The sequence below is a fragment of the Sphingomonas sp. 2SG genome (genome assembly GCF_005503285.1).
GTDB lineage: Bacteria > Pseudomonadota > Alphaproteobacteria > Sphingomonadales > Sphingomonadaceae > Sphingomonas > Sphingomonas taxi.
The window spans coordinates 82,326-106,951 of sequence record NZ_SCMZ01000004.1 but is presented as its reverse complement, the minus strand read 5'-3'; the positions used below and the strand labels follow the sequence as shown (position 1 = coordinate 106,951).

Genomic DNA, 24,626 nt, shown 5'->3' with positions numbered 1-24,626 from the left:
CGCACCATTGTGCCGGCATCATCGCCGGATCTCGACCGTCACCGGCCCGACGAGGCCGGCGGGCACCGGCTTCAACATCTTGTACCCCGCCAGCTTCGGGTCGATCATCGCATTCTGCGGCGTATTGGCGATCGCGATCGCCAGATCGTTCGATCCGGCGCGGACCGCGTCGGTGATATCGACGCGGAACGGCGCGGTGATCACGGGCTGCAGCGCACGGCCGTTGACCGACACGGTCGCCATGTCGTGCACCACGCCGAGATCGAGGATGATCCGCGGCTTGCCCCCGGAAAGCCAGCCCGGCTCGACCTGCATCCGCCGCCGGTAGGTCCCCGTTCCCGAAAAGGACGAAAGACCGTCGATCGAACGCCAATCGCCTAACGTGATGGCATCGATCGTGCTGCTGAACGGCTGTCGTCCGCTATGTCCGGCCGCGCCGAACGTCCAGCCCGAGGCGGGCAGCGCGATCCGTTCGACCGCGACCCGCGGAATTACGTCCCGTGGCCCGGTTGCCGGATCGGCCACCAGCAGGGCACTTTCGCCCCCCGCCAGCGGCAGCGCGATGCGGACGCCGGCACCGCCGGGTTCGACCGCGACGGGGGCGATCGACCCGTCCATCGCGTTCCAGCGCGACACGCCGCGCGCGCCGGGCAGGACCATGCCGGCATCGCGCGGGCTGTCGGCGAGATTGTGGACGAAGGTCACCGTGCGGTCGCCGACGCGCCGCTGGACATAGACGACATCCGCGACATCGCCGGCGGTGAAGGTCAGATTGGCCGGCACGCGCGCCGTGCGCAACGCCGGCACGATCCCGCCGAGCGGCAGGACCCGACCGCCGGCCTTCAGCGTCGCGGCGATCGCGGTTTTGACGCGACGGTCGCGCCGGATCGCATCCGCCAGGCCTTCGTCGCGATCCGGCGTGCGATCGGTGAAGATCACCGGCAATCCGGCCTTGGCGAAACGGGCGATCGCCTCGGCGGTCTCGGCGCGGATGCCCGCGATCGGCGGCAGCACCAGCGCAGGATAACGCGCGCCGCCGCGGGCGACGAGCTGGCGCCGCTCGACACGGGCATCGGCGATCGCATCGGGATTGATCCGGTCGAAATCGTAACCGCCCGCGATGAAGGCCTTTTCGGCGGCCTGCTTGCCCGCGCCGCCATCCTCGATCCCGACATAATAGCCGGTCTGGCCGTAGAAATAGGCGAGAGGCACGACGGGTTGCCCCTGCTGCAACACCGACTGCATGCGGCCTAGATAGCGCGCGAGCGTCGGCACGCCGGCCCATATCGGATTGCTTTCGGTGAACATCGTGCTGAAGCCGAGCGCGAACGGGCTGGGTTGGAAGGCGTGCCAGCCCGGCCACGCGCCATCGGTCAGGCGATAATCATGGCCATGCAGGATCATGCTGTTGACCCCGCCGGCGAAGATCAGGTCGGCGCGGCGGCGCAGTTCGTCCGGGGTGACGTCATACGGGCGATCCTTCCACACCAGACTTTCGGCGGAGACGATCCAGTGGCCGTAGAGGTCGGCACCGGAGCGCGCGAACCGCATGAAATAGGGATCGCCTTCGTGGACCAGATCCTCGGTCTCGGGGATATCGACGATGCCGTAACCGCGCACGATGTCGATCGCGCCGCCGTGCGCCTGGAACTTCGCCTGCAAGCCGTGCGCGTGGTTCCACGCGACATAGGGCTTGATAAAGCCGTCGAACATCAGGTCGGACACGGTCCGGCGATAATCGGCACGGACGCGTTCGGCGGTGGCGTCGCCGGCCTCGAAATAGGGCGGCGAGAAATGCTCGCTCCACGCCTGCATCCAGCCCGGCTGCAAGGTCAGCGGCAGATAGTGCGTCAGGTCGTAGCCGCGCCGCTTGCGGAACTCGGTGAGGAACTGACGCCCCCACGGCAGGTCCTGCATCAGCTCCAGACTGTCGACGAAGGTCGAGCGGATGCCGATTGGTTTCGTGCCGAGCGGATCGCCGACGCGCGCGGCATGCGCGGCGAAGGCGGCCGGGTCCATGTGATCGAGGATGAGCTGCGGCCCCTGCCCGGCCGAGCCCAGTACGCCCATGTTCGAGGCATATTGCTTGAAGACGAAGACCTGCCATGTCCCCGCCGGCGCCTGCCAGTCGAGCGTGCCGTCGGTCCGGAGCTTGTCGGTCAGGACGACCGCGCTGGCCGTGTCGAGCGCGCCCGAAGCGATGACGTCCTTCCACGGGGAAAGCTCCACCCCCATCATCGTGCTGGTGTCGGTCTTCAGCTGCGGCGCGGTGCCGCGCATCGCGACGACCGCGACGATCCTCGCCTGCGCGTCCATCCGTGCCGGCCAGTCCGCCACGCGCGGGTCCTTCACGCGCGCGTCGAACATCGAGAGCGCGCCGAGCCGCTTGGTCCGCGTCGGCATGACCAGCTTGACCGGAGCCCCGGTGCCGCCGGTCACCTGCGTGCGCGCCATGGTCAGCTCGACGAACGCCTTTTCGGGCGGAATGGCGAACCCGCCGCCCGACGGCCATGCCGATCCGAGCGTATAGTCGAGCGTCAGTCCCCGCGCCGCCGCGGCCTTCGCCGCCGCGCGGACATGGCCGAAGAAGGCGGGTTCGGCATAATCGTTGACGCGCGCCTTCTCGTCGGGGGTCAGCGTCGCGAAATTGGGGGCCAGCGCCTGGATCTCCGCGCCGCCGAAGCCCGCCGCATCGATGACGCCGATCTCGCGCTCCAGCTCGGCATCGTTGACCGCGCCGCCCGGCCACCACCAGCGGAAGCGCGGGCGCGCCTCCTTGGGGGGATTGCGGAAGCCGTCCTCCAGCGACTGGGCCGCCGCGGGCGCCCCCGTCAGCATCAATGCGGCGAGACACGCCCCGGTCATCATCGCGTGGAGCCGCATGGCGGTTCGATCCTCTATCAGGGCTTCAGGGTTTGTTTCGAGAGCCTGACCCGCGTACGCAGGCTGGTCTGCGTCGCCGAAGGCCCGACCTCGATGCCATAGGCTCCGGCCGGCACGATCCAGCGCCGCGCCTTGGCGTCGTAATCGCCGATCACGCGCGGGTCGGCGACCACCGACACCTCGCGCGTCTCGCCCGGCGCCAGCATCGGCTTGCCCCAGCCGATCAAGCGCTTGGCCTTGCCCGGCCGGGTCACATAAACCTGCGGCACGTCGGCGCCGGCGCGCTGCCCGGTATTGGTGACGGAGAAGCGCACGGTCAACGCCTTGCCGCCGGTGGCGGCGAGCCGGTCGTAGCGGAAGCTGGTGTAGCTGAGCCCGTGCCCGAACGGATAGAGCGGCGCGAGCCCCTTGGCCGCATACCAGCGATAGCCGGCGTCCGCGCCTTCGGGGAAGGTCACCGCGAAGGGCTTGGTGCCGGCCATGATGCCGTAGATCGCCCGCGTCGCCGCGTCGGCCGGCACCGCATCGCTGCCCGGCAGCGCCGGATTGGGCAGTTGCGACAGCGACGCCGGGAAGGTGACGGGCAGATGCCCCGACGGATTGACCGCGCCGGTGAGCACGCGCGCGATCGCCTCGCCGCCGCGCTGGCCGGGGAACCATGCCGCGACGATCGCCGGCACCCGGTCACGCCACGGCATCGCGACGGGGTTGCCCGTCTCCAGCACCACGACGGTGCGGGGATTGGCCGCAGCCACCGCAGCGATCAGCGCGTCGCCGTTGCGGTCGAGCGACAGGTCCTTATTGTCCGCGGCCTCGGTCGACCATTTCTCGCCGAAGACGATCGCGACATCCGCGCTTCCGGCGGCGGCCGCGGCGGCGGCCGGATCGCTGCCGTCGACGAAGGTGATCTGCGCGTCAGGCCGGATCGCCTTCAGGGCCGCGAGCGGGGCGGTGCCGCCGTAGCTGCGCTTGGCGAACGATGCCGCGCCGCCACCCGTCTGGCGTTCCTCCAGCGTGAAGCCGCCGACCGGGCGAACCTGACTGGACCCGCCGCCCGACAGCACGCCGATATCGGCATGGCCGCCGATCACCACGATCGTGCGCGCAGTCGCGGCGAGCGGCAGCACCCCGCCCTCGTTGCGCAGCAGGACGATCCCCGCCTCCGCTGCGCGCAGCGCGACCTCGCCGTTCCTCGCATAGTCGATCGTCGCGCCGCCGGTCGCCGGGTGATCGACGACGCCGCTGGCGTACATCGTGCGCAGGATACGGCGCACCGAGGTGTCGATCGCGCCCTGCGGCACGCGGCCCTCGCTGACGGCGGTCTGCATCAGGTCGGAGAACCAGCGCTTGCCGTCGATCTGCTCGCCCGATTGCTGGTCGAGCCCTTTCAGGATCGCCTCGGACGAATGCACCGCCCCCCAATCCGACATGACGAAGCCCTCGAAGCCCCAGTCCCGCCGCAGCACGTCGTTGAGCAGGAACGGATTCTCGCAGGAGTAAACGCCGTTCACGCGATTGTAGCCGCACATCACCGCATGGGGATCGCCCTTCTCCATGCCGATCTCGAAGGCGAGCAGGTCGCTCTCGCGCAACGGCGCCTCCGCCATGTCGACGGTGTGGACGCTACGCCCGGTCTCGATCGCATTGGCGGCGAAATGCTTGATCGTCGCGATGATATGGTTGGACTGGACGCCGGCAATCTGCGCGCCGACCAACGTACCGGCAAGCAACGGGTCCTCACCAAGATACTCGAAATTGCGGCCGGCGCGCGGGTCGCGGACGATATTGACCCCGCCGACCAGCATGACGTTGAAGCCCTTGTCGCGCGCCTCGCCGCCGATCATCGCGCCGCCCTCGCGCGCGACGGCCGGGTCCCAGCTCGCCGCCAGCGCCATACCGGACGGCAGCGCGGTCGCGACGTCGCCCTTGCGCAGGTCGTTGAGGTTGGACACGCCGAGGCTGGCATCGGTCTCGGTGAGATCGGGGATGCCGAGCCTCGGCACCCCCATGATGATCCCCGCGCCGATCGGCACGCCGGCCGGACGTTTGGCGGCGGGGAGCAGCGACGGCATCGGGCCGTGCAACAGCCGGATCTTCTCCTCCGGCGTCATCGCCTGCACCGTCGCCGCCGCCCGCGCATCCGCAGACCGTGTGCGATCGACGGATTGCGCGATGGCGATGGACGACGTCGCGAGCAGCGCCACACATGCGATCCGCCGCATCGTCATCAGTAGGTCACCCGGAAGTTGAGGCCGAATTCGCGGGGCCGCACCGCCGTGCCGACCGAGTAGCCGGTCGGGAACGCGCTATAGTCGACCTGGGTCGACCCCCGCGTCGTCAGCACCGCGACGTTGGCGAGGTTCTTGGCGAATACCGAGAATTCATAGCTGTCGTTGGGTCCGCGCACGCCGAAGAAGACGCTGTTGTTGAGCAGGTCGCCATATTTGACGTTGATGAACGGATCCTCGCGCTTCGGTACGTAATTGGCGAGACCGCGCAGGAACAGTTCGCGATTGCCGCTCACCGGCACGCGATATTCGGCGTTGATGCTCACGCCCCATGGCGCCTGATCGCTGAGGCGACCGTTCAAGCGGCAGAAGGCGACGTTCTGCCCGACCGGCACGCGCTGCGCACCGACCGAATCGGGGATGCCGTCACCGTTGAAGTCGTTGCAGGGCGCGGTCGCATTCTTGAACTTGGCATCGTTGTAGGTGGCGCTGAGCCCGAGCTGGAGCTGGGTACCGATGCGCGTCGACAGCGTACCCTCGACGCCGCGCACGCGGGCATCGCCGTTGAAGGTGAGCGCGGCATTGTTGTCGACCACGCCGTCCTTGCCCGTCGATACGGCGAGGTAGGAGTTGGTATAGGCCAGGTAATTCTTGAAGTCCTGCTGGTAGAGCGCCAGCGTGAACTGCACCTTTCGGTCGGCGAACGCCCCCTTGATGCCGACTTCGTAATTGTTCGACGTTTCCGGCTTGGTGACCAGCAGGCTCTCGTCGAGCCGCGCCGTCGTGGTATTGAGGCTGCCGGGTCGATACGACCGCCCGTAGGTGGCATAGGCGGTCAGGTCGCGGCTGAATTCATGCCGGAAGCTGGCGCCGCCGGTGAGCTGACGGAAGGTCCGGTTGCGATTGTCCGGGCTGACCCCGGAACTGACGATCGGCACCGGGCCGAGGATCGCGCCGCTCAGCGTCTGGACGAAGTCGCTGCGGACCTTCGTTTCCTGATAGCGCAGACCGACTTGCAGCTGATCCTTGCCGGTCACCTGGAAACGGTGATCGGTGAAGACGGCATAGGTGTCCGACTTGCTCGGCACGATTACGCCGACGTCGAGTTTGGGAACGAACTGCGGCGGCGTTCCGGCCGGCACGAACTGGAACAGATACTGGTCCTGTGCCACCGTCGTGTTCGAGGTGCTGTGCTCGTAATAGCCGCCGACGAGGAAGTTCCAGAATCGATTGCCCTGCGAGGTCAGGCGCAGCTCCTGCGAGATCTGCTCGTTCTTGGTCTGGAACGACTGGTTCTGCGAGAAATTGGGCAGCGAGCCGCCATAAGCGATGTCGTTGACCCGGCCCTGATCGATATTCTGATACCCGCCGATGTAATTCACGGCGACGCCGCCGAGATCGAGTCCGGCGGCGAGGCTGACGATATGCCCCTTGTAATTGTAGCGGCCCGGCTTGGTCACCAGCGCGCTGCGGTCGGACGGGGTGAGGACGGGGTTCGTGGTCTGGCCCGGCAGCGTGAACAGCATCGGGCTGGTGAGCGTCCGGTTGTTCAGATACTGATAGGTCAGATCGAAATTGAGCCGCGAGGTCGGCTGGAACGCGACGCTGAGACGGCCGCTCTCGGTCTTGTCGCGATCCTGATCGCCGGTGCGCAGATTGGTGACGCCCGTCCCGATGTTGCGGTCGAACAGGCCCGCGGCGCGAACGGCAAGAACGCCGGGGATCAGCGGTACGCTGACCGCGCCCTGCGAATTGATGCCTTGCTGCGTGGTCAGCGTCTGCTGGAAATAGCCGTCGATCTCGTTGAGGTCGGCGCGCCGCGTCGCGATCGTGATCGCGCCGGAGGGCGACGTCCGGCCGCGCAGCGTCCCCTGCGGACCGCGCAACACCTCGATCTGGCCGACGTCGTACAGCGCGCGGAAGGCGCTGCTCGCGTCGAGCGGGGTCTCGTTGAAATAGATGTCGACGGTGGGCGACGTGCCCGAATTCGGATCGAAGCCGACGCCGCGCAGGGTGACCGAATTCGTCGTCGGCTCCTTCGCCGTCAGGCTGAGGCCGGGCGCGAGCTGATCGATCTCGGCGAAGCTGCGCAGGTTGAGCTTCTGGATCGTATCGCCCTGCACGACGTCGACCGATTTGGGCACGTCCTGCAGCCGCTCGGCGCGCTTGTTGGCGGTGACGATGATGTCGCCGCTATCGCCCGGCGCGGGCGGCGTGGTCGCGGTATCGGTCGCCGACTGGGTCGCAGCAGGCGCCGGCGTGGTCGCGGAGTCCGCAGCTTGCTGTGCGAACGCAGGCGCCGTCATCAGCGCGATGCATGATACCGACAAGATCGAAACGGTTTTCAGACGCATGATCGTCCTCCCCTAAGCGGATGGCCGCGCCTTACGTGGAACGTACCATATTGTGGGATCAGTTCTTACAGGCTGATCTATCACAAGTCAATATATAGTTCGGTCTCGTATCATATTATCTCGCGACGATGGGCTCAGCGCTCGTCCTCGAGCTTCGAGAAGCGCCAGCCGTAGAGGGCGACGATCGCGAACGAGACGGCCGGCAGCACGAATGCCGCGGGTGCGCCGTAGCGCTCGGCAAGCAACCCCATCGGATAGGGCAAGGCGACGCCGCCACCGATCGCCATCACCATCGCCGACGCGCCGCGCTTGGCGCCGCGGCCGAGATCGCGGACACCCAGCGCGAAGATGGTCGGGAACATCGTCGACATGAAGAAGAAGACGCCGATCATCGCGATCAGCGACACGCGGTCGACACCCGCGGCGACGACGAGCGACAGGACGACGTTCGCCACCGCGAACACGGTCAGCAACTGGCGCGGCCCGACACGGGCGAGCAACGCGGTCGAGGCGAACCGCCCGACCATATAGGTCATCAGCGCGAAGGACAGGAGATAGGCCGCGCCGCGCGCGGTCAGCCCGTCCCAGGTCGTCACCGCGACGTTGATGAACAACGCGCCGATGCCGACCTGCGCGCCGATGTAGATCGCCTGCGTCACCACGCCGAGCACGAAGTGGCGGCGCGCGAGGATGCCGCCGCTGCGTCCGCCCTCGACGGCGTGGCTGTCTTCCGAAATCTCCGGCAGATGCGCCCGCGCCACGAAGAGCGCGAAGACGACGATCGCGACGCCGATGCCGGCATAGATCATCCGCACGTTGTCATGCGCGCCGCCCGCCGCGGCAGGACCGTCGGCGAAGAACAGCGTCCCGCCGATCAGCGGCCCGATGAACGTGCCGAGCCCGTTGAACGACTGGGCGAGGTTGAGCCGACGCGAGGCATCCTCGGGCGGGCCGAGCACCGCGACATAGCTGTCCGCGGCGGTTTCGAGACAGGCGAGGCCCGCGGCGAGCACGAACATCGACAGCACGAACGGCAGGAACGTACCCGACGCCGCCGCCGGGATGAACAGGAAGGCGCCGATCGCCGTCACCGCCAGCCCGGTGAGGATGCCAATCTTGTAGCCCGCCCGCGCCAGCCACAGCCCCGCGGGCAGGCTGACGACGAGATAGGCGCCGAAATAGGCGATCTGGAGCCACGTCGATTCGGCCGTGCCGACGTGCAGCGTGTCCTGGAAATGCTTGTTGAGCACGTCGAGCAGGCCGTAGGCCAGCCCCCAGATGAAGAAGAGGCTGATCGCGAAGGACAGCGCGACGCGCAGGGTGCGCCGCGGCACCTCCGCCGCATGGACGGGGACGGGAGGCATCACGGGCGGGTCTCCAGATCGAGATCGAGGCGGTAGAGGCGATTGGCGTTGCCGCCGAACAAGGCGCAGCGTTCAGCGCGGCTGAAATCGGCGACGATGGCATGATAGGCGGACAGATGCCGGTCGACCGTCCCGAACAATCGATCGGTCGGCAGGTCGCTGGCGAACATCACGCGGTCGGTGCCGAACAGCTCGATCGCCTCGCGGATGAGCGGGCGGACGCGATCCTCGGTCCAGTCGCGCCACGCAAAGCCCATGCCGGAGATCTTGATCGCGACGTGCGGCAGCGCCGCGAGCTGGCGGATGCCCTCCCGCCATCGGGCAAGGCCATCGGCATCGGTCAGCACCGGCATCCCCATGTGGTTGAGGAACACCGGCACGTCGTCGTGCCGCGACAGGACGGGGACGAGGCCGGCGACCTGGCCGGGATAGCATTGCAGATCGAACGACAGGCCATGTACCGCCAGTCGCGCAAAGCCGCGGCGCCATTCCGGCATCAGCGTCATATCCTGCAACGTATAGGTCCGCCGGGTCTCGGCATGCCAATTGACGATCTGGCGGATGCCGCGAACGCGCCGCGACTGCGCCTGCTGGTGCAGCGCATCGTCGACGCAGGGCGCGGTCAGGTCGGCGAAAGCGACGATAGCCGTCGGCAGACCGCCCGCATCCGCCAGCCGGTCGAGCCAGGCGGTCTCCGCCAGATCCTCGTCCGGCCGCGCGCCGGCATCGATATGGACGACGCCGGCGACGGTCCACGCGGCGGTCTCCGCCCGGTAATCGGCGGGCAGATAGGTTTGCGCGATCGCCGAGACGTCGCCGTTCGGCCCGCCGTCGCCGAACGGCGGGGCGAGCCAGTCGTAGCGCAGCTGCGCGAGGTCCCAGAAATGGACGTGCGCGTCGACGAAGGGGATGTCGTTCATAATCCTCTCCCCGGGGCGCCCGGCGTTCCGGGTCACCGCGATTTCGTATCAAAAGGTCGTACGGCCGCCCGACGTGTCGAAGGTCGCCGCGGTGGTGAAGCTGCACTCTTCGGACGCCATGAAGCAGACCATCGCGGCGCTCTCGTCGACCTCGCCGAGCCGCCCCATCGGGATCTTGGAGCGCATATAGTCGACCTGGCTTTGCGGGAGCTGCGCGAGGATCGGGCTTTCGAACGTCGCCGGCGTGATCGCATTGGCGACGACGCCCTTCCCCGCCAGTTCCTTGCCGAGGCTCTTGGTGAAGCCGATCACCGCCGCCTTCGATGCCGAATAGGCCGAGGCGTTGGGATTGCCCTCCTTGCCGGCGACCGAGGCGACGTTGACGATCCGGCCATAGCCCTGCGCCAGCATCGCCGGCACGATCGTGCGGTTGCAATAGAACAGCCCGTCGACGTTGACGCTCATCACGTTCAGCCAGCTCTGCACGGGATATTCGTGCACGGGCGCGGTGGCGCCGGTGATGCCGGCGGAGCAGACGAGCACGTCGACCCTGCCCAGCGCCGCATGGCTCTCGGCGAAGGCGCCCTCCACCTCGGACAGTTCGGCGACGTTGAGCGCGGCGACATGCGTCGCGCCCACCTCGGCCGCCGCGGCCTCGAGCATGCTGGCGTTGAGATCCCACAGCGCGACCGTGCCGCCCTCGGCGACGATCCGTCTGGCGACCGCCTTGCCGAGGCCGGAGGCGCCGCCGGTGACGATCGCGGCGCGGCCGGCGAAGCGTCCGGGGAAGATCGTCATGCCGCCTCTCCCGTGCGCGGATGGCGCCAGGCGACGACGCTCTGCGTCTGCGTGCCCAGTTTCGCGATCGACAGCGTCATCGTGTCGCCGGCCGCGAGGTAGATCGCGTCGGGCTTCTTGCCCTCACCGACACCGGGCGGCGTGCCGGTGATGAGCAGGTCACCCGGCTCCAGCGTGACATATTCGCTGACGTAGGAGATCAGTTCGTCGACCGCGAAGATCATCGTCTTCGTATTGCCGGTCTGCATCCGCACGCCGTTGACGTCGAGCGACATGGCGAGGTCCTGCGGATCGCCGATCTCGTCCGGCGTCACCAGCCACGGGCCGACCGGGCAGAAGGTGTCGTGCCCCTTCCCCTTCGACCATTGCGTGCCGCGCTGCTTCTGGTTGAACCGCTCCGACACGTCGTTGACCAGCACGTAGCCGGCGACGTGATCCAGCGCCGCGGCGCGATCGACGTAGCGGCAGGTCTTGCCGATCACCACGCCCAGCTCGACTTCCCAATCGCCGTGCATCGCGCCTTTCGGCAGGATCACGTCGTCGTCCGGTCCGTTCAGGCTCGACAGCGCCTTCATGAACATCATCGGTTCGGTCGGGATCGGCAGGTTCGATTCGATCGCATGGTCGCGATAGTTCAGGCCGATCGCGACGATCTTGCCGATCCCGGCGAGCGGCACGCCGTAGCGCGGGTCGCCCGCGACCAGCGGCAGCGTCGCCGCGTCGACGCCGGCGAGCGTCCGCAGCGTTTCGACGGTGATGTCGGACACGATGCCGGACAGGTCACGGATGTGGCCGTCGGCGTCGACGAGACCGGGCGTCTCGTCGCCCTTGGGGCCATAGCGGCAAAGCTTCATGGATCGATCCTCAATGGGTGTAGGGGCGGTGGAGCGGCACGGCGCGGTTGAGCTCGACGCCGAAGCCGGGCTTATCCAGGGCACTCGCCTTGAGGCGGCCGTTGACCGGCACCGGCTCGCCGAGCAGCTGCGGCGCGAACATCGGCACCACTTCGGTCGGGCCGGGATGCATCATCAGGAATTCGGCGAACGGCGAATTGTGGCGCGTGACGACGAAGTGATAGCTGTAGACCGACGAGCCGTGCGGCACGACCATCTTGCCCTTGGCGTCCGCCAGCGCGGAGATCTTGAGCAATTCGGTCACGCCGCCGCACCAGCCGACATCGGGCTGGATGATGTCGCAACAATCCATCTCCAGCAGCATCCGGAAGCCCCAGCGGGTCGCCTCATGCTCGCCGGTGGTGACCAGCATCCCCTTGGGGACGTTGCGCTTCAGCTCGGCATAGCCCCAATAATCGTCGGGGCTGATCGCCTCCTCGATCCATTTGAGGCCATGGTCGTGGCAGGCGATGGCGAGGCGGGTGGCGTAATCGACGTCGAGCGCCATCCAGCAATCGTACATCAGCCAGAAATCGGGGCCGACCTTCTCACGCATGTCGGCGAGCAGGGCTACGTTCTTGTGCAGTCCCTCCAGCCCCTCGGCCGGACCATGGTGCAGTGGCAGCTTGCCGCCGATGAAGCCCAGCTCGTTGGCGACATCGGGGCGCGCGCCGGTGGCGTAGAATTGCAGCTCGTCGCGGACCGCACCGCCGAGCAGGTGATAGACCGGCTCCTGCCGCAGCTTGCCGAGCAGGTCCCACAGCGCGAGGTCGACGCCCGAGATGGCGTTGATGACCAGCCCCTTGCGCCCGTAATATTGGGTCGAGAAGTACATCTGGTCCCAGATCTTCTCGTAATCGGCCGGGTTGCGGCCCTCGAGAAAGCGGGCGAGATGCTTCTCGACGATATAGCAGGCAGGCTCGCCGCCGGTGGTCACCGCGAAGCCGATCGTGCCGTCGTCCGCCTCGATCTCGACCACCAGCGTGCCGAGCACGTTGATCCCGAAGCTCTGCCGCGACTGGCGGTATTCGGGATAGCGCGCCATCGGCGTCGCGATGTGATCGTCGATCCAGTGGCCCTCCCCCTGGTCGTGATAGTCCGCGCCACCGCCGCGTACGACGAACGCCCGCACGTGCTTGATCTTCGCCAGCATGATTCCTCTCCTGCGTTGCCCCTCGCATACCGAAAGGATACGACTACGTACAATAAATATTTTCCACATGATGAAACATGGTGTAAGCCCGTGGGATGGAACCGGAGAGAAACGCGGCCCAGCCCCAGACCGGGGCGGGCGGCAGCCAGACCTTGATGCGGGGCCTCGACGTGGTCGAGGCGGTCGCACGCGGCGCGACGACGCTGACGCCGATGGCGGCGCAGCTCGGGCTCAGTCGCAGCACGACGCATCGCCTCGCCTCCTCGCTGGTGGAGCGCGGCTATCTCGCATTCACGCCGCGTGCCGGCTATCGGCTGGGGCCGAAGCTGCTCGAACTGGGACAGCTTGCGCACGAGCAGGCGGACATCGTCCAGGTCGCGCGGCCGCATCTCGAGGAGCTGTCCGCCAGGACCGAGGATACGGTGCATTTCGGCGTGCTCGACGGCGACCGCGCACTCTACCTCGACAAGATGCCCGGCCGGCGCCGCATCACCATCTCGTCGCGGATCGGCGACCGGCAGCCGCTCACCTCGACCGGGCTCGGCAAGGCGCTGATGATCGACCGGCCCGCCGCCGTCTGGATCGCGCAGCTCGACGCCGATGCGCGCGATGGCGGCCTGCCGGTCGATCGCGACCTGTGGCTGGCGCGGATGCGCGACTATGCCGCGACCGGCTGCGCCTTCGACCTCGAGGAGAACGAAGACCAGATCCGCTGCGTCGCCGCGCCGGTGCGCGATGCCGGCGGGGCGATCGTCGGCGCGCTCAGCGTGTCGAGCGCCGCACAATATATGAACGACGCGCGCATGCGGGATCTGGCCGATCTGGTCGTCACGACCGCGCACGACATCAGCCGGGACCTCGGATGGTCCGACAAGGAGAGCCCCATTGTTGCTTGAAGGGAAGACGGTCCTCATCACCGGCGGGTCGTCTGGGATCGGCGCCGCCGCCGCGGTCGAGGCCGCCCGCCAAGGTGCCGATGTCGCGATCAACTATATCGACGCGGATGCCGGCGCGCACGACGTCGTTGCCCGCATCGAGGCGCTCGGGCGCCGTTGCGTCGCGCTGAAGGGCGACGTCGCCGAGCCCGATACCGCCACGGCATTCGTCGGCCGGGCCGCGGATTCGCTGGGCCGGGTCGACGTCTTCGTGTCCAACGCCGGCATCTGTCCGTTCCATGCGTTTCTCGACATGCCGGGCGCGACGTTCGAGCGGACGATGGCGGTCAACCTGCACGGCGCCTTCTATATGGTGCAGGCCGCCGCCAACCGGATGGTCGCGCAGGGCGGTGGCGGCGCGATCGTCGCCGTCTCGTCGATATCGGCGCTGGTCGGGGGCGAATATCAGACGCATTACACGCCGACCAAGGCGGGCGTGCATTCGCTGATGCAATCCGCCGCGATCGCGCTCGGCCGGCACGGCATCCGCTGCAATTCGGTCCTGCCGGGCACGATCCTCACCGAGATCAACCGCGACGATCTGGCGGATACCGGCAAGCGCGAGCGGATGGCGGCGCGGGTTCCGCTCGGCCGGCTCGGCGAACCCGAGGATCTCGCCGGTCCGATCGTCTTCCTCGCCTCCGACATGGCGCGCTACGTCACCGGCGCGGCGCTGCTCGTCGACGGCGGCGCCTATGTGAACCTGCAATGATCGGCAGACCGATGCACATCGTCGCCCTTCTGGCCCTCCTCCTCGCGCCGCTCGCGGCCACCGCGCAGACCGTGCCGCCGTCGCTGCCGGTTCCCGCCGAATTCGCGACCGCATTGCCGCTCCGCACCGGCGATGTGCCGAACGGCAATGGTCCCGAACAGTGGAACGGCAAGCCGGGGGCGATGTCGGTCCGGAACACCGTGTCCTCGAGCCTGGTGCCGGTGCTCCCCGATATCGGCAAGCGCACCGGCGCCGCGGTGGTGATCGCCCCGGGCGGCGGCTTCATGACGCTGGCCTGGGACCACGAGGGGATGGAGGTCGCCCGGGTCATGGCCGATCATGGCATCGCCGCCTTCGTCCTGAAATACCGCGTCGATCCGACGCCGCGCGACCCGGCCGGCTTCGGTCGCGCGATGTCGGCGCGGATGACGAACTGGATCGGCAAGCCCGGCGAGGGACTGAAGATCACGACGCCGGCCTATGCCGTCGCCGACGGCATTGCCGCGCTGCGCCTGGTGCGCGCGCGCGCGAGGGAATGGGGGATAGATTCGACGCGGGTCGGCATGATCGGCTTCTCGGCCGGCGCGCGGACGACGCTGGGAGTCACGCTGCAGGCGGCGCCCGCCGATCGGCCCGCGTTCATCGCGCCGATCTATCCGCCGATGGAGCGGATCGCGGTACCCGCCGATGCGCCGCCGATGTTCGTGGCGATGGCGACCGACGATCCGCTGTCCGGTCGCGCCGGCTACGGTCTGCTCGAAAGCTGGGCCGCGGCACGCCGTCCGTTCGAATTCCATGCCTATCAACGCAGTGGACATGGCTTCGGATTGGGCGTCAAGGGCACCACGACGCAAGGCTGGATCGACGGGCTGTTGCGCTGGATCACGTTCAACGGCTTCCTGAAGGCAAGACCATGAAGGCTGCATCGGCTCTCGACTACCGCGACCTCGCGCGCCGCAAGCTCCCGCATTTCCTGTTCGAATATATCGACGGCGGCTCCTATGCCGAGGTGACGTTGCGGCGGAACATCGCGGACCTCGAGGCGATCGCCTTGCGGCAGCGGATCCTCACCGACGTTTCGGCGCTCGACCTGACCACCGAATTGTTCGGGCAGAATCTCGCCATGCCCATCGCGCTGGCGCCGATCGGCCTCGCGGGCCTCAACGCGCGACGCGGCGAGGTCCAGGCGGCGCGCGCGGCGAGCAAGGCGGGTATCCCCTTCTGCCTGTCGACGGTGTCCGCCTGCCCGATCGCCGAGGTCGCGGCCGGCACCGACGCGCCCTTCTGGTTCCAGCTCTATATGATCCGCGATCGCGGCTTCATGCGCGACCTGATGGCACAGGCGAAGGACGCGGGCTGCTCCGCGCTGATCTTCACCGTCGACATGCCCGTCCCCGGGTCGCGCTATCGCGACTATCGATCGGGGCTGGCGGGGGCGTCGGGGTTCATGGGGTCCGCCCGGCGCACCGTCCAGGCGATGCTGCGCCCGGCCTGGGCCTATGACGTCGGCGTCCGCGGGCGGCCGCATCAGCTCGGCAACGTCGCCCCCGTGCTCGGCAAGAACACCGGTCTCGAAGACTTCTTCGCCTGGATGCGCAACAATTTCGATCCGACGGTCTCGTGGCGCGACCTCGAATTCATCCGGGAGAGCTGGGACGGGCCGCTGGTCATCAAGGGCATTCTCGACGTGGAGGATGCGCGCGCCGCGGCGACGCTCGGGGCGGACGGGATCGTCGTGTCCAATCATGGCGGGCGCCAGCTCGACGGCGTCCCGTCGACCGCCGCGGCCTTGCCGATCATCGCCGATGCGGTGCGGGATCGGCTGACGGTATTGGCGGATGGCGGCATCCGCTCCGGCCTCGACGTCGTCCGCATGCTCGCGCTCGGTGCGCACGGCGTGCTGCTCGGCCGCGCCTGGGTCTACGCGCTGGCCGCGGCCGGCGAAAAGGGCGTCACCCACATGCTGCAGCTCATGGAAGCGGAGATGCGCGTGGCCATGGCGCTGACCGCGCGCACGACGATCGCCTCGCTCGACCGCAGCGCGCTGGTCCGCTGACGGCTTGGTATCGCGGGGCCAGTCTTATATGGGCGACGCCATGACCAAGGCTGCTCCGACATTCGTACCCCGCCGCGGCCGGCCGACGGCCAAGCAGGTCGAGGCAATCGACAATGCGCTGATCGCCACCGCGCGTCGCCATTTTCTGGAAAACGGCTTCGATGCCGTCGCGATGGAAGCAATCGCCTTCGAACTCGGCGTGTCCAAGACGACGCTATACGGTCGCTTCCCCTCGAAGGAGGCGCTGTTCCACGCGATCGTCGAGGATGCGGTCGCGCGATGGTCGGCGGAGGCGTCCGAGGCCGATAGCGAACTGACCGACGACATCGACCAGCGGCTGCGCCACCACGTCCGCGTCATCGCCCGGTCGCACGACAATCCCGAGGTGCAGGCGTTCCAGCGGATCATCGTCTCGACCGCCGGCCGCTTTCCGGAACTCGCCAAATCGATGCACGACGTCGGCTCGCTCTATATCATCAACCTGATCGCTCGGGACATCCGCGACGCCGCCGCAAGAGACGGCATTCCCGCGCGCGATCCGGAAAGCATCGCCACGCGCATCGTCGCGTCGATGACGGGCTGGTATCTCCAGCAAAGCCTGATCCGGACCGTCAGCAACGCGGAATTCGACGCTTACGGCGAGCGGACGGTGGACATCATCATGGCCGCCCGCGCGATCTGGTGACCGGCCGGTCATTGACATAGATACGGTACCGTACGATATAACTGTTGGCAGCCCCGACGCTGCGTGATGAGAGGATATCTATGCGTACGTTGATGGCAGCTGCCGCCCTTCTTCTGGCCCCCGCGACGCTCGTGAACGCGCAGGCCGCCAAGCCGCCCGCCGCGTCCGCGACCGCGACGGCGGCCCATTATTCGACGTCGAAGACCGAGATCGGTACGCTGCTCGACGATCCGGCCGCCAAGGCGGTGATCGAGAAGCACGTCCCGGGGATGACGACCAACGACCAGATCGACATGGCGCGGGCGATGACGCTGAAGGACATCCAGCAATATTCGCCCGATGCGGTGACCGACAAGGTGCTGGCAGCGATCGACGCCGACTTCGCGAAACTGCCCGCCAAACCGGCCGCAGCGGCGAAGTAACGCCTGACCCTTATCCGATGCCATGGGCTGCCGAGACATCATCGGCAGCCTTTTTTTGGCGCCTGCTGATCCGCTCGGGCAGTATCGACCGTCCGGTGGCCGACGCATTGGCAGCGGCCGCGCAGCAGGCGTCATTGGCGATCTACGCGCAACGCCATCCGAATGGGTGTTCCGGTATTTGCCCCGGTTAGCCGGGCAGGCCCCGTGGATCGGGAAATGTCTCGTATCATCGACGGTAAGTGGCGGAGAGGGAGGGATTCGAACCCTCGGTGCCCGCAAAGGCACGCCGCATTTCGAGTGCGGTACAATCGACCACTCTGCCACCTCTCCGCAGAAGACGTTTCGAGGCGCGAGGGCCTGATCGGTCGGTCGAGGGCGCGCCTCTAACGGGTTCGTTTTGCGCTGGCAAGCACCCTTGCGCTTGTGCGGCGCAGAAAGACCCCTAGATTGCGCTCATGCCTCGTCACGATCCTACCGGTGTGCTGCCCTTCGGCGACATCGATGTCCCCGCGATCGCCCATGCCCGCTTTTCGATCGGCGACGTGGTCCGTCACCGCCTGTTCGACTTCCGCGGCGTGATCTTCGACGTCGATCCGGTCTTTTCCAATACCGACGAATGGTATGAGGCGATTCCGGAGAGCGTGCGCCCGACCAAGGAGCAGCCGTTCTACCATCTGCTCGCCGAGAATATGGAATCGAGCTACATCGCTTATGTCAGCCAGCAGAATCTGGTCGCCGACGAAAGCGACGAGCCGATCGATCATCCGGCGATCGCCGGCCTGTTCACCGATTTCGCCGACGGCCGCTACGCCCTGCGCCGCGAACATCGCCACTGAGTCGAGCGGAATCGCCGGCGGACCGCAGAATCGCGGCGCCGGTGGTTGACAGCGCCCCGCGTTTTCCTTAGCTGCCACCGCTCATCCCGCCGGGCCTTCCCGAGTGGGCATATGTTTTTTGGGAAGTGACTAAAGCCATGTTCGCAGTCGTGCGCACGGGCGGCAAGCAGTATCGCGTCGCCGCCGGAGACAAGATCGTCGTCGAGAAGCTGGACGGCGAAGCCGGCGCATCGATCACGCTGGGTGACGTCCTGCTCGCGGGCGAAGGCTCGGAGCTGAAGAGCGTCGAGGGCCTCACCGTCGCCGCCGAGATCGTCGCGCAGGCGAAGGGCGAGAAGGTCATCGTCTTCAAGAAGCGCCGCCGTCACAATTATCGCCGCAAGAACGGCCATCGCCAGAACCACACGATCCTCAAGATCGTCTCGGTCGGCTGAGCCACAAGCGCGAACAGGAGTAGAGCAGCATGGCACATAAGAAAGCAGGCGGTTCGTCGCGCAACGGTCGCGATTCGGCCGGTCGTCGCCTCGGCGTGAAGAAGTTCGGTGGTCAGGAAGCGATCGCCGGCAACATCCTCGTGCGTCAGCGCGGCACCAAATTTTATCCGGGCGCCAATGTCGGCATCGGCAAGGATCACACCCTTTTCGCGCTCGTCGACGGCCGCGTGGCATTCCACGAGGGCAAGCTCGGCCGTAAATTCTGCTCGGTGCAGATTATGGCGGAAGCCGCCGAATAACATCGGGCGACCAGCCGGGTTGCCCACCAGGGTGACCCGGTCGCACCGCCCAGGCGGTGCCAACCAAATCAGGGAGGCGGGTCACCCCGGCTCCCTTTTTTCTTGCTCCCCAACCTTTTGTCCCTGCCGCGTCACAGGCGCGTGGCATGGGCGCGGCCGAGGAGAGAGCGAGAAATGTTCGCCAGGACCAAGAGATTGACGCTGCGGCCGGCATGGCCGGAGGATGCCGCGGCGCTGGCGCAGGCGATCGCGCATGACGCGGTCATCCGGATGCTGCTGCGCGTCCCCCACCCCTATCGCCTCGCCGATGCCGAGGCGTTCTGCGCCGCGCCGCGTGCGCATGACGAGGCGCGCTTCGTGATCGTCGCGCATGACCGCGGCGCGCCGGCGCTGATCGGCGGGATCGGCATCTCGGAGCATGAAGGCGCGCCCAATCTCGGCTATTGGCTGACGCCGTCGGCCTGGGGGCGCGGCTATGCGACCGAGGCGGGGCGTGCGGTGATCGACATGGCGCGCCATGCGCTGCCGCTGCGCCGCCTCGACGCCTGGCATTTCGCCGACAATCCCGCCTCGGGCGCGGTGCTGTGCAAGCTCGGCTTCCGCGCCACCGGCCGGACTGCGACGCGGCACTCGCCGGCCCGCACCGAGGCGGCGGCGACGCTCAGCTACGAACTCGACCTCGTCGACCGATGCGAGCCGATGCCGATCGCCGCTTAGGCTCTCACCGCGACGCGATCGGCCGGGCCGAGCAGCGCCGCATAGACCGTCAGCAGCGCTGCGACCCCGGCCGCCGCTGTGATGCTGACGGTACCGAGTCGCGGATAGACGAGCGCCCCGAGCACTGCCCCGCCGACGAGGCCCCACCACAGCAACAGATAGGGCAGCCACGCCCAGCGCGGCCCGCCCATCATCGCCGCCGCCAGCCGCTGCGCGAACTTGACCAGCGCCCCGGTCATATAGGTGACGCCGACGCTGACCTCGCCATCGTGCTGGAACAAGGTGTTGGCCATTCCCATCGCCGCGGCGAGCAAAGCGGTGGTGGCGCCGACCGACACCCGGCCGTCGGTCGCCGCGGCACCGGCGAGCAGCAGGGTGACGCCGACCAATGCCGCCGGCTTGCGGCGCGCGCCGGCGGCGACGGTGACGATCGTGCCCGCCACCACCCCGCCGACGAAAGCGGCGATCAGCTCCGCCGCGACTCCGGCGACGGGCAGTCCCAGCGCCAGCCCGACCGCGAGTCGCGTCGAATTGCCGCTCATGAACGAGACGAACAGCCCGCCGAGCTTGAGAAATCCGATCGCGTCGACATAACCGGCGAGCCCGGCCATCGCCGCACCCAGGAGCCAGAACCTTTTGCCGTATCGCGTCATGCCGTAACCCTAGCGCGTTTCACGGCAGCGTTTGAAGCCCGTCGTGGCGCATCACGCCGGGCGCGGCAGCACCGCCGCCTCGTAATCGCTCTCCGCCAGCCCGATCAACGCGCGGTCGTCATGCTTCCAGGGATGGAAACCGGGCAGGAAATAGGCCGCCCAGACCCCGGCGACCTTGCGCGCCATCCCGGGGTTGCCGAACGCATACCAGAACAGCCGCGCCCACACCTTCGGCCCGGTCATTCCGTCCTGCCGCAGCAATTCGAGCATGCCGCGCGTCCGCCCGGTGAAGAACCGCCAGGTGGTGATCAGCATCACCATCGACTTGACCCGCCAGCGCGTGAAACGCGGCCAGTCCTTGGTCGCATGCAGCCAGGTGTCGTAGGCGACGCCCTTGTGCTCGATCTCCTCGGCGGCGTGCCACAGCCACAGCGCCTTGGCCTGTTCCTCGCCGCCGGCGAGATGCCGGGGATTGGCGATCAGCTCGTGCGCGAGCATTGCGGTGAAATGTTCGAGCGCGGTGGTCGCGGCGAGGCTAGCGATCGGCGGCCGCCCTTTGGTCAGCGCGAGCGCGTCGTCGACGTCCTTGTCTAGCCGGCGCACGTCATAGCCCTGATCGGTGACATGGCGGTTGAACGCGACATGCTCGCGCGTGTGCATCACCTCCTGCTTGATGAAGGCGTTGATCTCGCCGGTCAGCTTGGGCGGGGCGCCGTCGCGGAACTTGCGCACGCTGTCGACGAAATAGCCCTCGCCCTTGGGAAAGGTGACCGAGAGCGCATTGTAAAAGGCGGTCGCGACCGGATCGTCGTTGAGCCACCAGCGGCCCATGCGCGTGCCCCGGCCGAAGCGGCGGTCGCGCGGGGTGATGACCAGATCGTCGGGCGTGGTTGCTTTCACCATGGAAACCTCCAACACAGGACTCGCGTCCTCATACTGACATTCATGTAAATAGGCCTCCGCTTTGTCGATCGCAACCCTCCGCAAACGCCTGTCCCCCGCCGACGCCCGCGAGGCGGCGCTCGCCGCCGCGCAGGCGCTGCTGATCGAAGCCGGGCCGCAGGCGGTGACGCTGAAGGCGGTCGGCGGCCGGATCGGGCGGACCCACGCCAATCTGCTCCACCATTTCGGCTCGGCCGAGGGGCTGCAGCTGGCGCTGATCGCGCGGATGACGAGCGACATCACCGCGACGATCCGCGATGCGCTGCTCCTCGACCGGCCGGCGGAGCCCGACCCGCGCCGGATCGTCGATCTGGTGTTCGACGCCTTCGACGGCGGTGGCGCCGGCGCGCTGGCGAGCTGGATGATCCTCACCGGCAACCGCGACGCGCTCGATCCCATCCTCTCCGCGGTGCGCGCGCTGGTCGAGGATCTCGCCGTCGGGGTCGAACCCGCCTGCCGCCCGATCCAGGACGAAACGCTGCATCTGGTGCTGATGGCGCTGGGCGATGCTTTGCTCGGGGCGCCGATGGCACGCGCATTGAGCCTGCCGCGCGACCGGGCGCGTGCGCTTGCCGCGACGATGCTCGCCGCGCCGCTCGCGGCAAACGGCTGACCCATCGCCAATGTCGCGTGGCACGGCGTCAATGCCGCCGCCCCTGCACCGCCGCGGCACGAGCCGGTAGGACGGCGGCACGAGGGGCCGGCGGCCGCGATTGCGTGATATATCGCGCGCTCGACCGCCGATCGCCCGCACGACGCCAAGGCCGGTCGGACGGCCGATGGCGCCGACTCGGACAAGCGAAGGCGGCGGCCGCAGCAAGGCACGCTGCCACGGGTGGAGGATGCACGGATAGGCGGATGCTCCAGGCATCTGCCTGACGGTGCCGTCGATCGGTAACGCGATGGGGGTCGCGACGCCGGTCGGCGGTTACCAAGCCTACCCCGTCACCCCGGACCTGATCCGGGGTCTCGCTTCGTCCCCTTGCGCGTGCCGATCGGAAGAAGCGGGACCCCGGGTCGAACCCGGGGTGACGAACGAACGTCGTTTCCGCCTAGCCCCCCGTATGCCGCGCGCGATAGTCGCCCGGCGTGATGCCATAGACCTCGCGGAACGCCCGGCCGAGATAGGCGGCATCGCAAAAGCCCCATCGCTCCGCGAGCATCGCGATCGTCTGCCGGTCCCCCGCCGTACGCAGGCTTTCGGCGATCCGCGCCAGCCGGCGGGTGCGGATATAGGCCTGAACCCCGCCCTCCTCCTGCAACAGCCGGTACAGCGTCGAGCGCGACACGCCCAGCGCGCGGCTGAGCCGCGTCGTGTTGAGCGACGGCGAGCCCAGGTGCCGCTCGATCGTCTCGCGCAGTTCGAACGACAGGCCGCGCTCATGCTGTTCGGTATCGGCCGGTGCGGTGCCGAGGCTGGCGGAAAGCGCGATGGTGAACAGATCGAGCACGGTCTGCGCCAGCGCCGGGCCGCTGGTCACCGGCAGATGATGCGCGGTGTCGCGCAACGTCGCGAGATGCGAGACGAGCAGCGCCGCCTGCTCCGGCGCGATGACATGGCCGTGCAGGCTGCGCACCGTCGCCGGCAGCAGCCGCTCCGCCATCGCGCGTGGCAGCGTGAAGCCGGTGCTGACCGATGCCTCCGATCCATGCGCCTGCGTCTGCGCGAGGTCGGCCAGCACGATCGATCCGCCCGGCGCGACGAGATCGCGGCCGGCCATGTCGCCGCGCGCGCCGCCGTGGTGCCGGACGTTGACGACCAGATCGTCGCTTCGATCGCGCGCGATCGTGTCGCTCCGCCGTACCCAGTCCTGCGCGGTGATCCGCGCCTGCCCGATGCCGATCGTGCCGAGATCGAGCCAGTCCATCGCGACGGTGAAGGGTTCGTGCGGCGTCGTGTCGAACCGCGTCGACAGGCCGGCGATATCGGCGTCGCGCCAACAGGCATAGCGCTCGCTTGCCGGCAGCCCGTCCGCACTGAAGACACGCTGCCACGCCAGTCGTTCGGCGGCCGGATCGGCCCGGGAATCGCGCGGCATCGTCACCCGCCGGATCTTAGCGCCCGCCGAAATGGCCGTACATTGCTCTTGTCGCACGCGATCGGCGATGGCGCCGCCGCCGCGGGGGTGGCCGTTCGCGCGGGGCACGCTAAAGAGGCGGCATGCATTTTCTCGACCAGGCCAAGATCTACGTCCGCTCCGGCTCGGGCGGCCCCGGCGCCGTCAGCTTCCGACGTGAAAAATTCATCGAATATGGCGGCCCCGACGGCGGCAACGGCGGCAAGGGCGGCGACATCATCTTCGAGGCGGTGGCCGGCCTCAATACGCTGATCGACTTCCGCTACACCCAGCATTTCCGCGCGCCGCGCGGCTCGGGCGGCTCGGGCAGCAACCGCACCGGCGGCGGCGGCGACGACCTCGTCATCAAGGTTCCGGTCGGCACCCAGGTGCTGTCCGAGGACAAGGACGAGGTGCTGCTCGACTTCACCCATGTCGGCCAGCGCGAGATGTTCCTGCGCGGCGGCGACGGCGGCCGCGGCAATGCCAGCTACAAGACCTCGACCAACCGCGCGCCGCGCCAGCACGGCACCGGCTGGCCCGAGCAGGAGGCGTGGGTGTGGCTGCGGCTCAAGCTGCTCGCCGACGCCGGGCTCGTCGGCCTGCCCAATGCCGGCAAATCGACCTTCATCAACGCGGTAACCAATGCGCAGGCGAAGGTCGGCGCCTATGCCTTCACCACGACGCGGCCGCAGCTCGGCGTCGTCCGCCATCATGGCCGCGAGTTCGTCGTCGCCGACATTCCCGGCCTGATCGAAGGCGCCGCCGACGGTGCCGGGATCGGCGACCGGTTCCTCGGCCATATCGAACGCTGCCGCGTGCTGCTGCATCTGGTCGACGCCAATGACGACGACGTCGCCGAAAGCTATCGCATCGTCCGCGACGAGCTGGAGGCTTATGGCGGCGGTCTGATCGACAAGCCGCATATCGTCGCGCTCAACAAGATCGACATGCTCGACGAGGAACTGATCGAGGCGCTGTCCGCCGAGCTGGCGGCGGAAAGCGGCACCGACGTCATCCCGCTGTCGGGCGCCGCCGGCACCGGCGTCGACTGGGTGCTCGACAAATTGCTCGAGGCGATCGACCCGGCACCCGATACGGTGCCGGACAGTGACGAGGGCGAGGACGAGATCACCTGGTCGCCGGTATGACGCGATGCGCCCGTTCGTCTGAATAGCTATAGCGATGGGGCTCGATCGATAGCACCCCGGGACCGTCACCCCGGACTCGTTCCGGGGTCCACCGTACCGCAAGCGTACGCTCTCACATCGAGCCCCCCTCCTCG

The 24,626-nt window shown here is 67.9% G+C and carries 23 protein-coding genes and 1 tRNA gene; 12 read left to right on the top strand and 12 right to left on the bottom strand.

Annotation, left to right across the window (positions count from 1 at the left end):
• Nucleotides 1-18: 18 nt before the first annotated feature.
• The 8 genes from FFS23_RS03360 to rhmD form a co-directional block, all read right to left on the bottom strand.
• Nucleotides 19-2,883 carry a glycosyl hydrolase gene (locus FFS23_RS03360; RefSeq protein WP_137897441.1) on the bottom strand — a complete coding sequence of 955 codons (2,865 nt, stop codon included), beginning with the start codon at nucleotides 2,881-2,883 and terminating at the stop codon, nucleotides 19-21.
• Nucleotides 2,884-2,900: 17 nt separating this feature from the next.
• A complete protein-coding gene (locus tag FFS23_RS03355; protein WP_212742900.1) occupies nucleotides 2,901-5,111 on the bottom strand; it encodes a glycoside hydrolase family 3 C-terminal domain-containing protein in 2,211 nt (736 codons plus the stop codon).
• On the bottom strand, nucleotides 5,111-7,417 hold the full coding sequence (locus FFS23_RS03350; protein WP_171009337.1) for a TonB-dependent receptor: 2,307 nt from the start codon (nucleotides 7,415-7,417) through the stop codon (nucleotides 5,111-5,113). The genes FFS23_RS03355 and FFS23_RS03350 overlap by 1 nt, the downstream gene beginning before the upstream one ends.
• 182 nt (nucleotides 7,418-7,599) lie before the next feature.
• Entirely contained in the window at nucleotides 7,600-8,829 is a 1,230-nt protein-coding gene (locus tag FFS23_RS03345) for a sugar MFS transporter (RefSeq protein WP_137897439.1), read from the bottom strand.
• Nucleotides 8,829-9,749 carry an amidohydrolase family protein gene (locus tag FFS23_RS03340; protein ID WP_137897438.1) on the bottom strand — a complete coding sequence of 307 codons (921 nt, stop codon included), beginning with the start codon at nucleotides 9,747-9,749 and terminating at the stop codon, nucleotides 8,829-8,831. The genes FFS23_RS03345 and FFS23_RS03340 overlap by 1 nt, the downstream gene beginning before the upstream one ends.
• 48 nt (nucleotides 9,750-9,797) lie before the next feature.
• A complete protein-coding gene (locus FFS23_RS03335) occupies nucleotides 9,798-10,547 on the bottom strand; it encodes an SDR family NAD(P)-dependent oxidoreductase (protein WP_137897437.1) in 750 nt (249 codons plus the stop codon).
• Nucleotides 10,544-11,401 carry a 2,4-didehydro-3-deoxy-L-rhamnonate hydrolase gene (locus FFS23_RS03330; protein ID WP_137897436.1) on the bottom strand — a complete coding sequence of 286 codons (858 nt, stop codon included), beginning with the start codon at nucleotides 11,399-11,401 and terminating at the stop codon, nucleotides 10,544-10,546. The genes FFS23_RS03335 and FFS23_RS03330 overlap by 4 nt, the downstream gene beginning before the upstream one ends.
• A gap of 10 nt (nucleotides 11,402-11,411) precedes the next feature.
• Nucleotides 11,412-12,593, bottom strand: a complete 1,182-nt coding sequence (gene rhmD / locus FFS23_RS03325) for an L-rhamnonate dehydratase (RefSeq protein WP_137897435.1) — start codon at nucleotides 12,591-12,593, stop codon at nucleotides 11,412-11,414.
• Nucleotides 12,594-12,688: 95 nt separating this feature from the next.
• Between rhmD and FFS23_RS03320 the strand changes: the two genes are divergently transcribed.
• The 6 genes from FFS23_RS03320 (at nucleotide 12,689) to FFS23_RS03295 (ending at nucleotide 17,403) form a co-directional block, all read left to right on the top strand.
• Complete coding sequence (locus FFS23_RS03320) at nucleotides 12,689-13,489, top strand: IclR family transcriptional regulator (protein ID WP_137897434.1); 801 nt, start codon at nucleotides 12,689-12,691, stop codon at nucleotides 13,487-13,489.
• Nucleotides 13,479-14,240, top strand: coding sequence for an L-rhamnose 1-dehydrogenase Lra1 (lra1, locus tag FFS23_RS03315; RefSeq protein WP_137897433.1), 762 nt, complete (start codon nucleotides 13,479-13,481; stop codon nucleotides 14,238-14,240). Before FFS23_RS03320 ends, lra1 begins: the two co-directional genes overlap by 11 nt.
• A gap of 11 nt (nucleotides 14,241-14,251) precedes the next feature.
• Nucleotides 14,252-15,157, top strand: coding sequence for an alpha/beta hydrolase (locus FFS23_RS03310; protein ID WP_212742899.1), 906 nt, complete (start codon nucleotides 14,252-14,254; stop codon nucleotides 15,155-15,157).
• A complete protein-coding gene (gene lldD / locus FFS23_RS03305; RefSeq protein WP_137897432.1) occupies nucleotides 15,154-16,296 on the top strand; it encodes an FMN-dependent L-lactate dehydrogenase LldD in 1,143 nt (380 codons plus the stop codon). Before FFS23_RS03310 ends, lldD begins: the two co-directional genes overlap by 4 nt.
• A gap of 40 nt (nucleotides 16,297-16,336) precedes the next feature.
• Complete coding sequence (locus FFS23_RS03300) at nucleotides 16,337-16,981, top strand: TetR/AcrR family transcriptional regulator (RefSeq protein ID WP_169742527.1); 645 nt, start codon at nucleotides 16,337-16,339, stop codon at nucleotides 16,979-16,981.
• Between the two features lie 92 nt (nucleotides 16,982-17,073).
• On the top strand, nucleotides 17,074-17,403 hold the full coding sequence (locus FFS23_RS03295; RefSeq protein ID WP_249340499.1) for a hypothetical protein: 330 nt from the start codon (nucleotides 17,074-17,076) through the stop codon (nucleotides 17,401-17,403).
• Nucleotides 17,404-17,643: 240 nt separating this feature from the next.
• On the opposite strand, the gene FFS23_RS03290 is transcribed toward FFS23_RS03295, so the two are convergent.
• A tRNA-Ser gene (locus tag FFS23_RS03290) sits at nucleotides 17,644-17,733 on the bottom strand.
• A gap of 125 nt (nucleotides 17,734-17,858) precedes the next feature.
• Between FFS23_RS03290 and hspQ the strand changes: the two genes are divergently transcribed.
• The 4 genes from hspQ (at nucleotide 17,859) to FFS23_RS03270 (ending at nucleotide 19,689) form a co-directional block, all read left to right on the top strand.
• The gene (hspQ, locus tag FFS23_RS03285; RefSeq protein WP_038661436.1) at nucleotides 17,859-18,239 is read left to right on the top strand and encodes a heat shock protein HspQ; all 381 of its coding nucleotides are present in this window, start codon (nucleotides 17,859-17,861) and stop codon (nucleotides 18,237-18,239) included.
• Between the two features lie 137 nt (nucleotides 18,240-18,376).
• Nucleotides 18,377-18,673 (top strand): 50S ribosomal protein L21, encoded by a 297-nt coding sequence (rplU, locus tag FFS23_RS03280; protein WP_017979337.1) that lies wholly within the window; start codon nucleotides 18,377-18,379, stop codon nucleotides 18,671-18,673.
• Between the two features lie 29 nt (nucleotides 18,674-18,702).
• Nucleotides 18,703-18,972, top strand: a complete 270-nt coding sequence (gene rpmA, locus FFS23_RS03275) for a 50S ribosomal protein L27 (protein WP_037534549.1) — start codon at nucleotides 18,703-18,705, stop codon at nucleotides 18,970-18,972.
• A 174-nt stretch (nucleotides 18,973-19,146) separates the two neighbouring features.
• Complete coding sequence (locus tag FFS23_RS03270) at nucleotides 19,147-19,689, top strand: GNAT family N-acetyltransferase (RefSeq protein WP_249340498.1); 543 nt, start codon at nucleotides 19,147-19,149, stop codon at nucleotides 19,687-19,689.
• On the opposite strand, the gene FFS23_RS03265 is transcribed toward FFS23_RS03270, so the two are convergent.
• Complete coding sequence (locus FFS23_RS03265) at nucleotides 19,686-20,342, bottom strand: YoaK family protein (protein ID WP_137897430.1); 657 nt, start codon at nucleotides 20,340-20,342, stop codon at nucleotides 19,686-19,688. The two genes, FFS23_RS03270 and FFS23_RS03265, sit on opposite strands and share 4 nt — an antisense overlap.
• A 51-nt stretch (nucleotides 20,343-20,393) precedes the next feature.
• The gene (locus tag FFS23_RS03260; RefSeq protein WP_137897429.1) at nucleotides 20,394-21,245 is read right to left on the bottom strand and encodes a metal-dependent hydrolase; all 852 of its coding nucleotides are present in this window, start codon (nucleotides 21,243-21,245) and stop codon (nucleotides 20,394-20,396) included.
• Nucleotides 21,246-21,312: 67 nt separating this feature from the next.
• Between FFS23_RS03260 and FFS23_RS03255 the strand changes: the two genes are divergently transcribed.
• The gene (locus tag FFS23_RS03255) at nucleotides 21,313-21,897 is read left to right on the top strand and encodes a TetR family transcriptional regulator (protein ID WP_137897473.1); all 585 of its coding nucleotides are present in this window, start codon (nucleotides 21,313-21,315) and stop codon (nucleotides 21,895-21,897) included.
• Nucleotides 21,898-22,336: 439 nt separating this feature from the next.
• Here FFS23_RS03255 and FFS23_RS03250 read toward each other — a convergent pair whose 3' ends face one another.
• Nucleotides 22,337-23,323 (bottom strand): helix-turn-helix domain-containing protein, encoded by a 987-nt coding sequence (locus FFS23_RS03250; RefSeq protein WP_137897428.1) that lies wholly within the window; start codon nucleotides 23,321-23,323, stop codon nucleotides 22,337-22,339.
• Nucleotides 23,324-23,445: 122 nt separating this feature from the next.
• Between FFS23_RS03250 and obgE the strand changes: the two genes are divergently transcribed.
• A complete protein-coding gene (obgE, locus tag FFS23_RS03245; RefSeq protein ID WP_137897427.1) occupies nucleotides 23,446-24,492 on the top strand; it encodes a GTPase ObgE in 1,047 nt (348 codons plus the stop codon).
• The last annotated feature ends 134 nt before the right edge of the window (nucleotides 24,493-24,626 follow it).

Excerpts from the sequence above, each read along its gene's own strand:
- FFS23_RS03360 (WP_137897441.1), bottom strand. The coding sequence starts at position 2,883 with ATGCGGCTCCACGCGATGATGACCGGGGCGTGTCTCGCCGCATTGATG.
- FFS23_RS03355 (WP_212742900.1), bottom strand. The coding sequence starts at position 5,111 with ATGACGATGCGGCGGATCGCATGTGTGGCGCTGCTCGCGACGTCGTCC.
- FFS23_RS03350 (WP_171009337.1), bottom strand. The coding sequence starts at position 7,417 with ATGACGGCGCCTGCGTTCGCACAGCAAGCTGCGGACTCCGCGACCACG.
- FFS23_RS03345 (WP_137897439.1), bottom strand. The coding sequence starts at position 8,829 with ATGCCTCCCGTCCCCGTCCATGCGGCGGAGGTGCCGCGGCGCACCCTG.
- FFS23_RS03340 (WP_137897438.1), bottom strand. The coding sequence starts at position 9,749 with ATGAACGACATCCCCTTCGTCGACGCGCACGTCCATTTCTGGGACCTC.
- FFS23_RS03335 (WP_137897437.1), bottom strand. The coding sequence starts at position 10,547 with ATGACGATCTTCCCCGGACGCTTCGCCGGCCGCGCCGCGATCGTCACC.
- FFS23_RS03330 (WP_137897436.1), bottom strand. The coding sequence starts at position 11,401 with ATGAAGCTTTGCCGCTATGGCCCCAAGGGCGACGAGACGCCCGGTCTC.
- rhmD (WP_137897435.1), bottom strand. The coding sequence starts at position 12,593 with ATGCTGGCGAAGATCAAGCACGTGCGGGCGTTCGTCGTACGCGGCGGT.
- FFS23_RS03320 (WP_137897434.1), top strand. The coding sequence starts at position 12,689 with ATGGAACCGGAGAGAAACGCGGCCCAGCCCCAGACCGGGGCGGGCGGC.
- FFS23_RS03310 (WP_212742899.1), top strand. The coding sequence starts at position 14,252 with ATGCACATCGTCGCCCTTCTGGCCCTCCTCCTCGCGCCGCTCGCGGCC.
- lldD (WP_137897432.1), top strand. The coding sequence starts at position 15,154 with ATGAAGGCTGCATCGGCTCTCGACTACCGCGACCTCGCGCGCCGCAAG.
- FFS23_RS03300 (WP_169742527.1), top strand. The coding sequence starts at position 16,337 with ATGACCAAGGCTGCTCCGACATTCGTACCCCGCCGCGGCCGGCCGACG.
- FFS23_RS03295 (WP_249340499.1), top strand. The coding sequence starts at position 17,074 with ATGGCAGCTGCCGCCCTTCTTCTGGCCCCCGCGACGCTCGTGAACGCG.
- hspQ (WP_038661436.1), top strand. The coding sequence starts at position 17,859 with ATGCCTCGTCACGATCCTACCGGTGTGCTGCCCTTCGGCGACATCGAT.
- rplU (WP_017979337.1), top strand. The coding sequence starts at position 18,377 with ATGTTCGCAGTCGTGCGCACGGGCGGCAAGCAGTATCGCGTCGCCGCC.
- rpmA (WP_037534549.1), top strand. The coding sequence starts at position 18,703 with ATGGCACATAAGAAAGCAGGCGGTTCGTCGCGCAACGGTCGCGATTCG.
- FFS23_RS03270 (WP_249340498.1), top strand. The coding sequence starts at position 19,147 with ATGTTCGCCAGGACCAAGAGATTGACGCTGCGGCCGGCATGGCCGGAG.
- FFS23_RS03265 (WP_137897430.1), bottom strand. The coding sequence starts at position 20,342 with ATGACGCGATACGGCAAAAGGTTCTGGCTCCTGGGTGCGGCGATGGCC.
- FFS23_RS03260 (WP_137897429.1), bottom strand. The coding sequence starts at position 21,245 with ATGGTGAAAGCAACCACGCCCGACGATCTGGTCATCACCCCGCGCGAC.
- FFS23_RS03250 (WP_137897428.1), bottom strand. The coding sequence starts at position 23,323 with ATGCCGCGCGATTCCCGGGCCGATCCGGCCGCCGAACGACTGGCGTGG.
- obgE (WP_137897427.1), top strand. The coding sequence starts at position 23,446 with ATGCATTTTCTCGACCAGGCCAAGATCTACGTCCGCTCCGGCTCGGGC.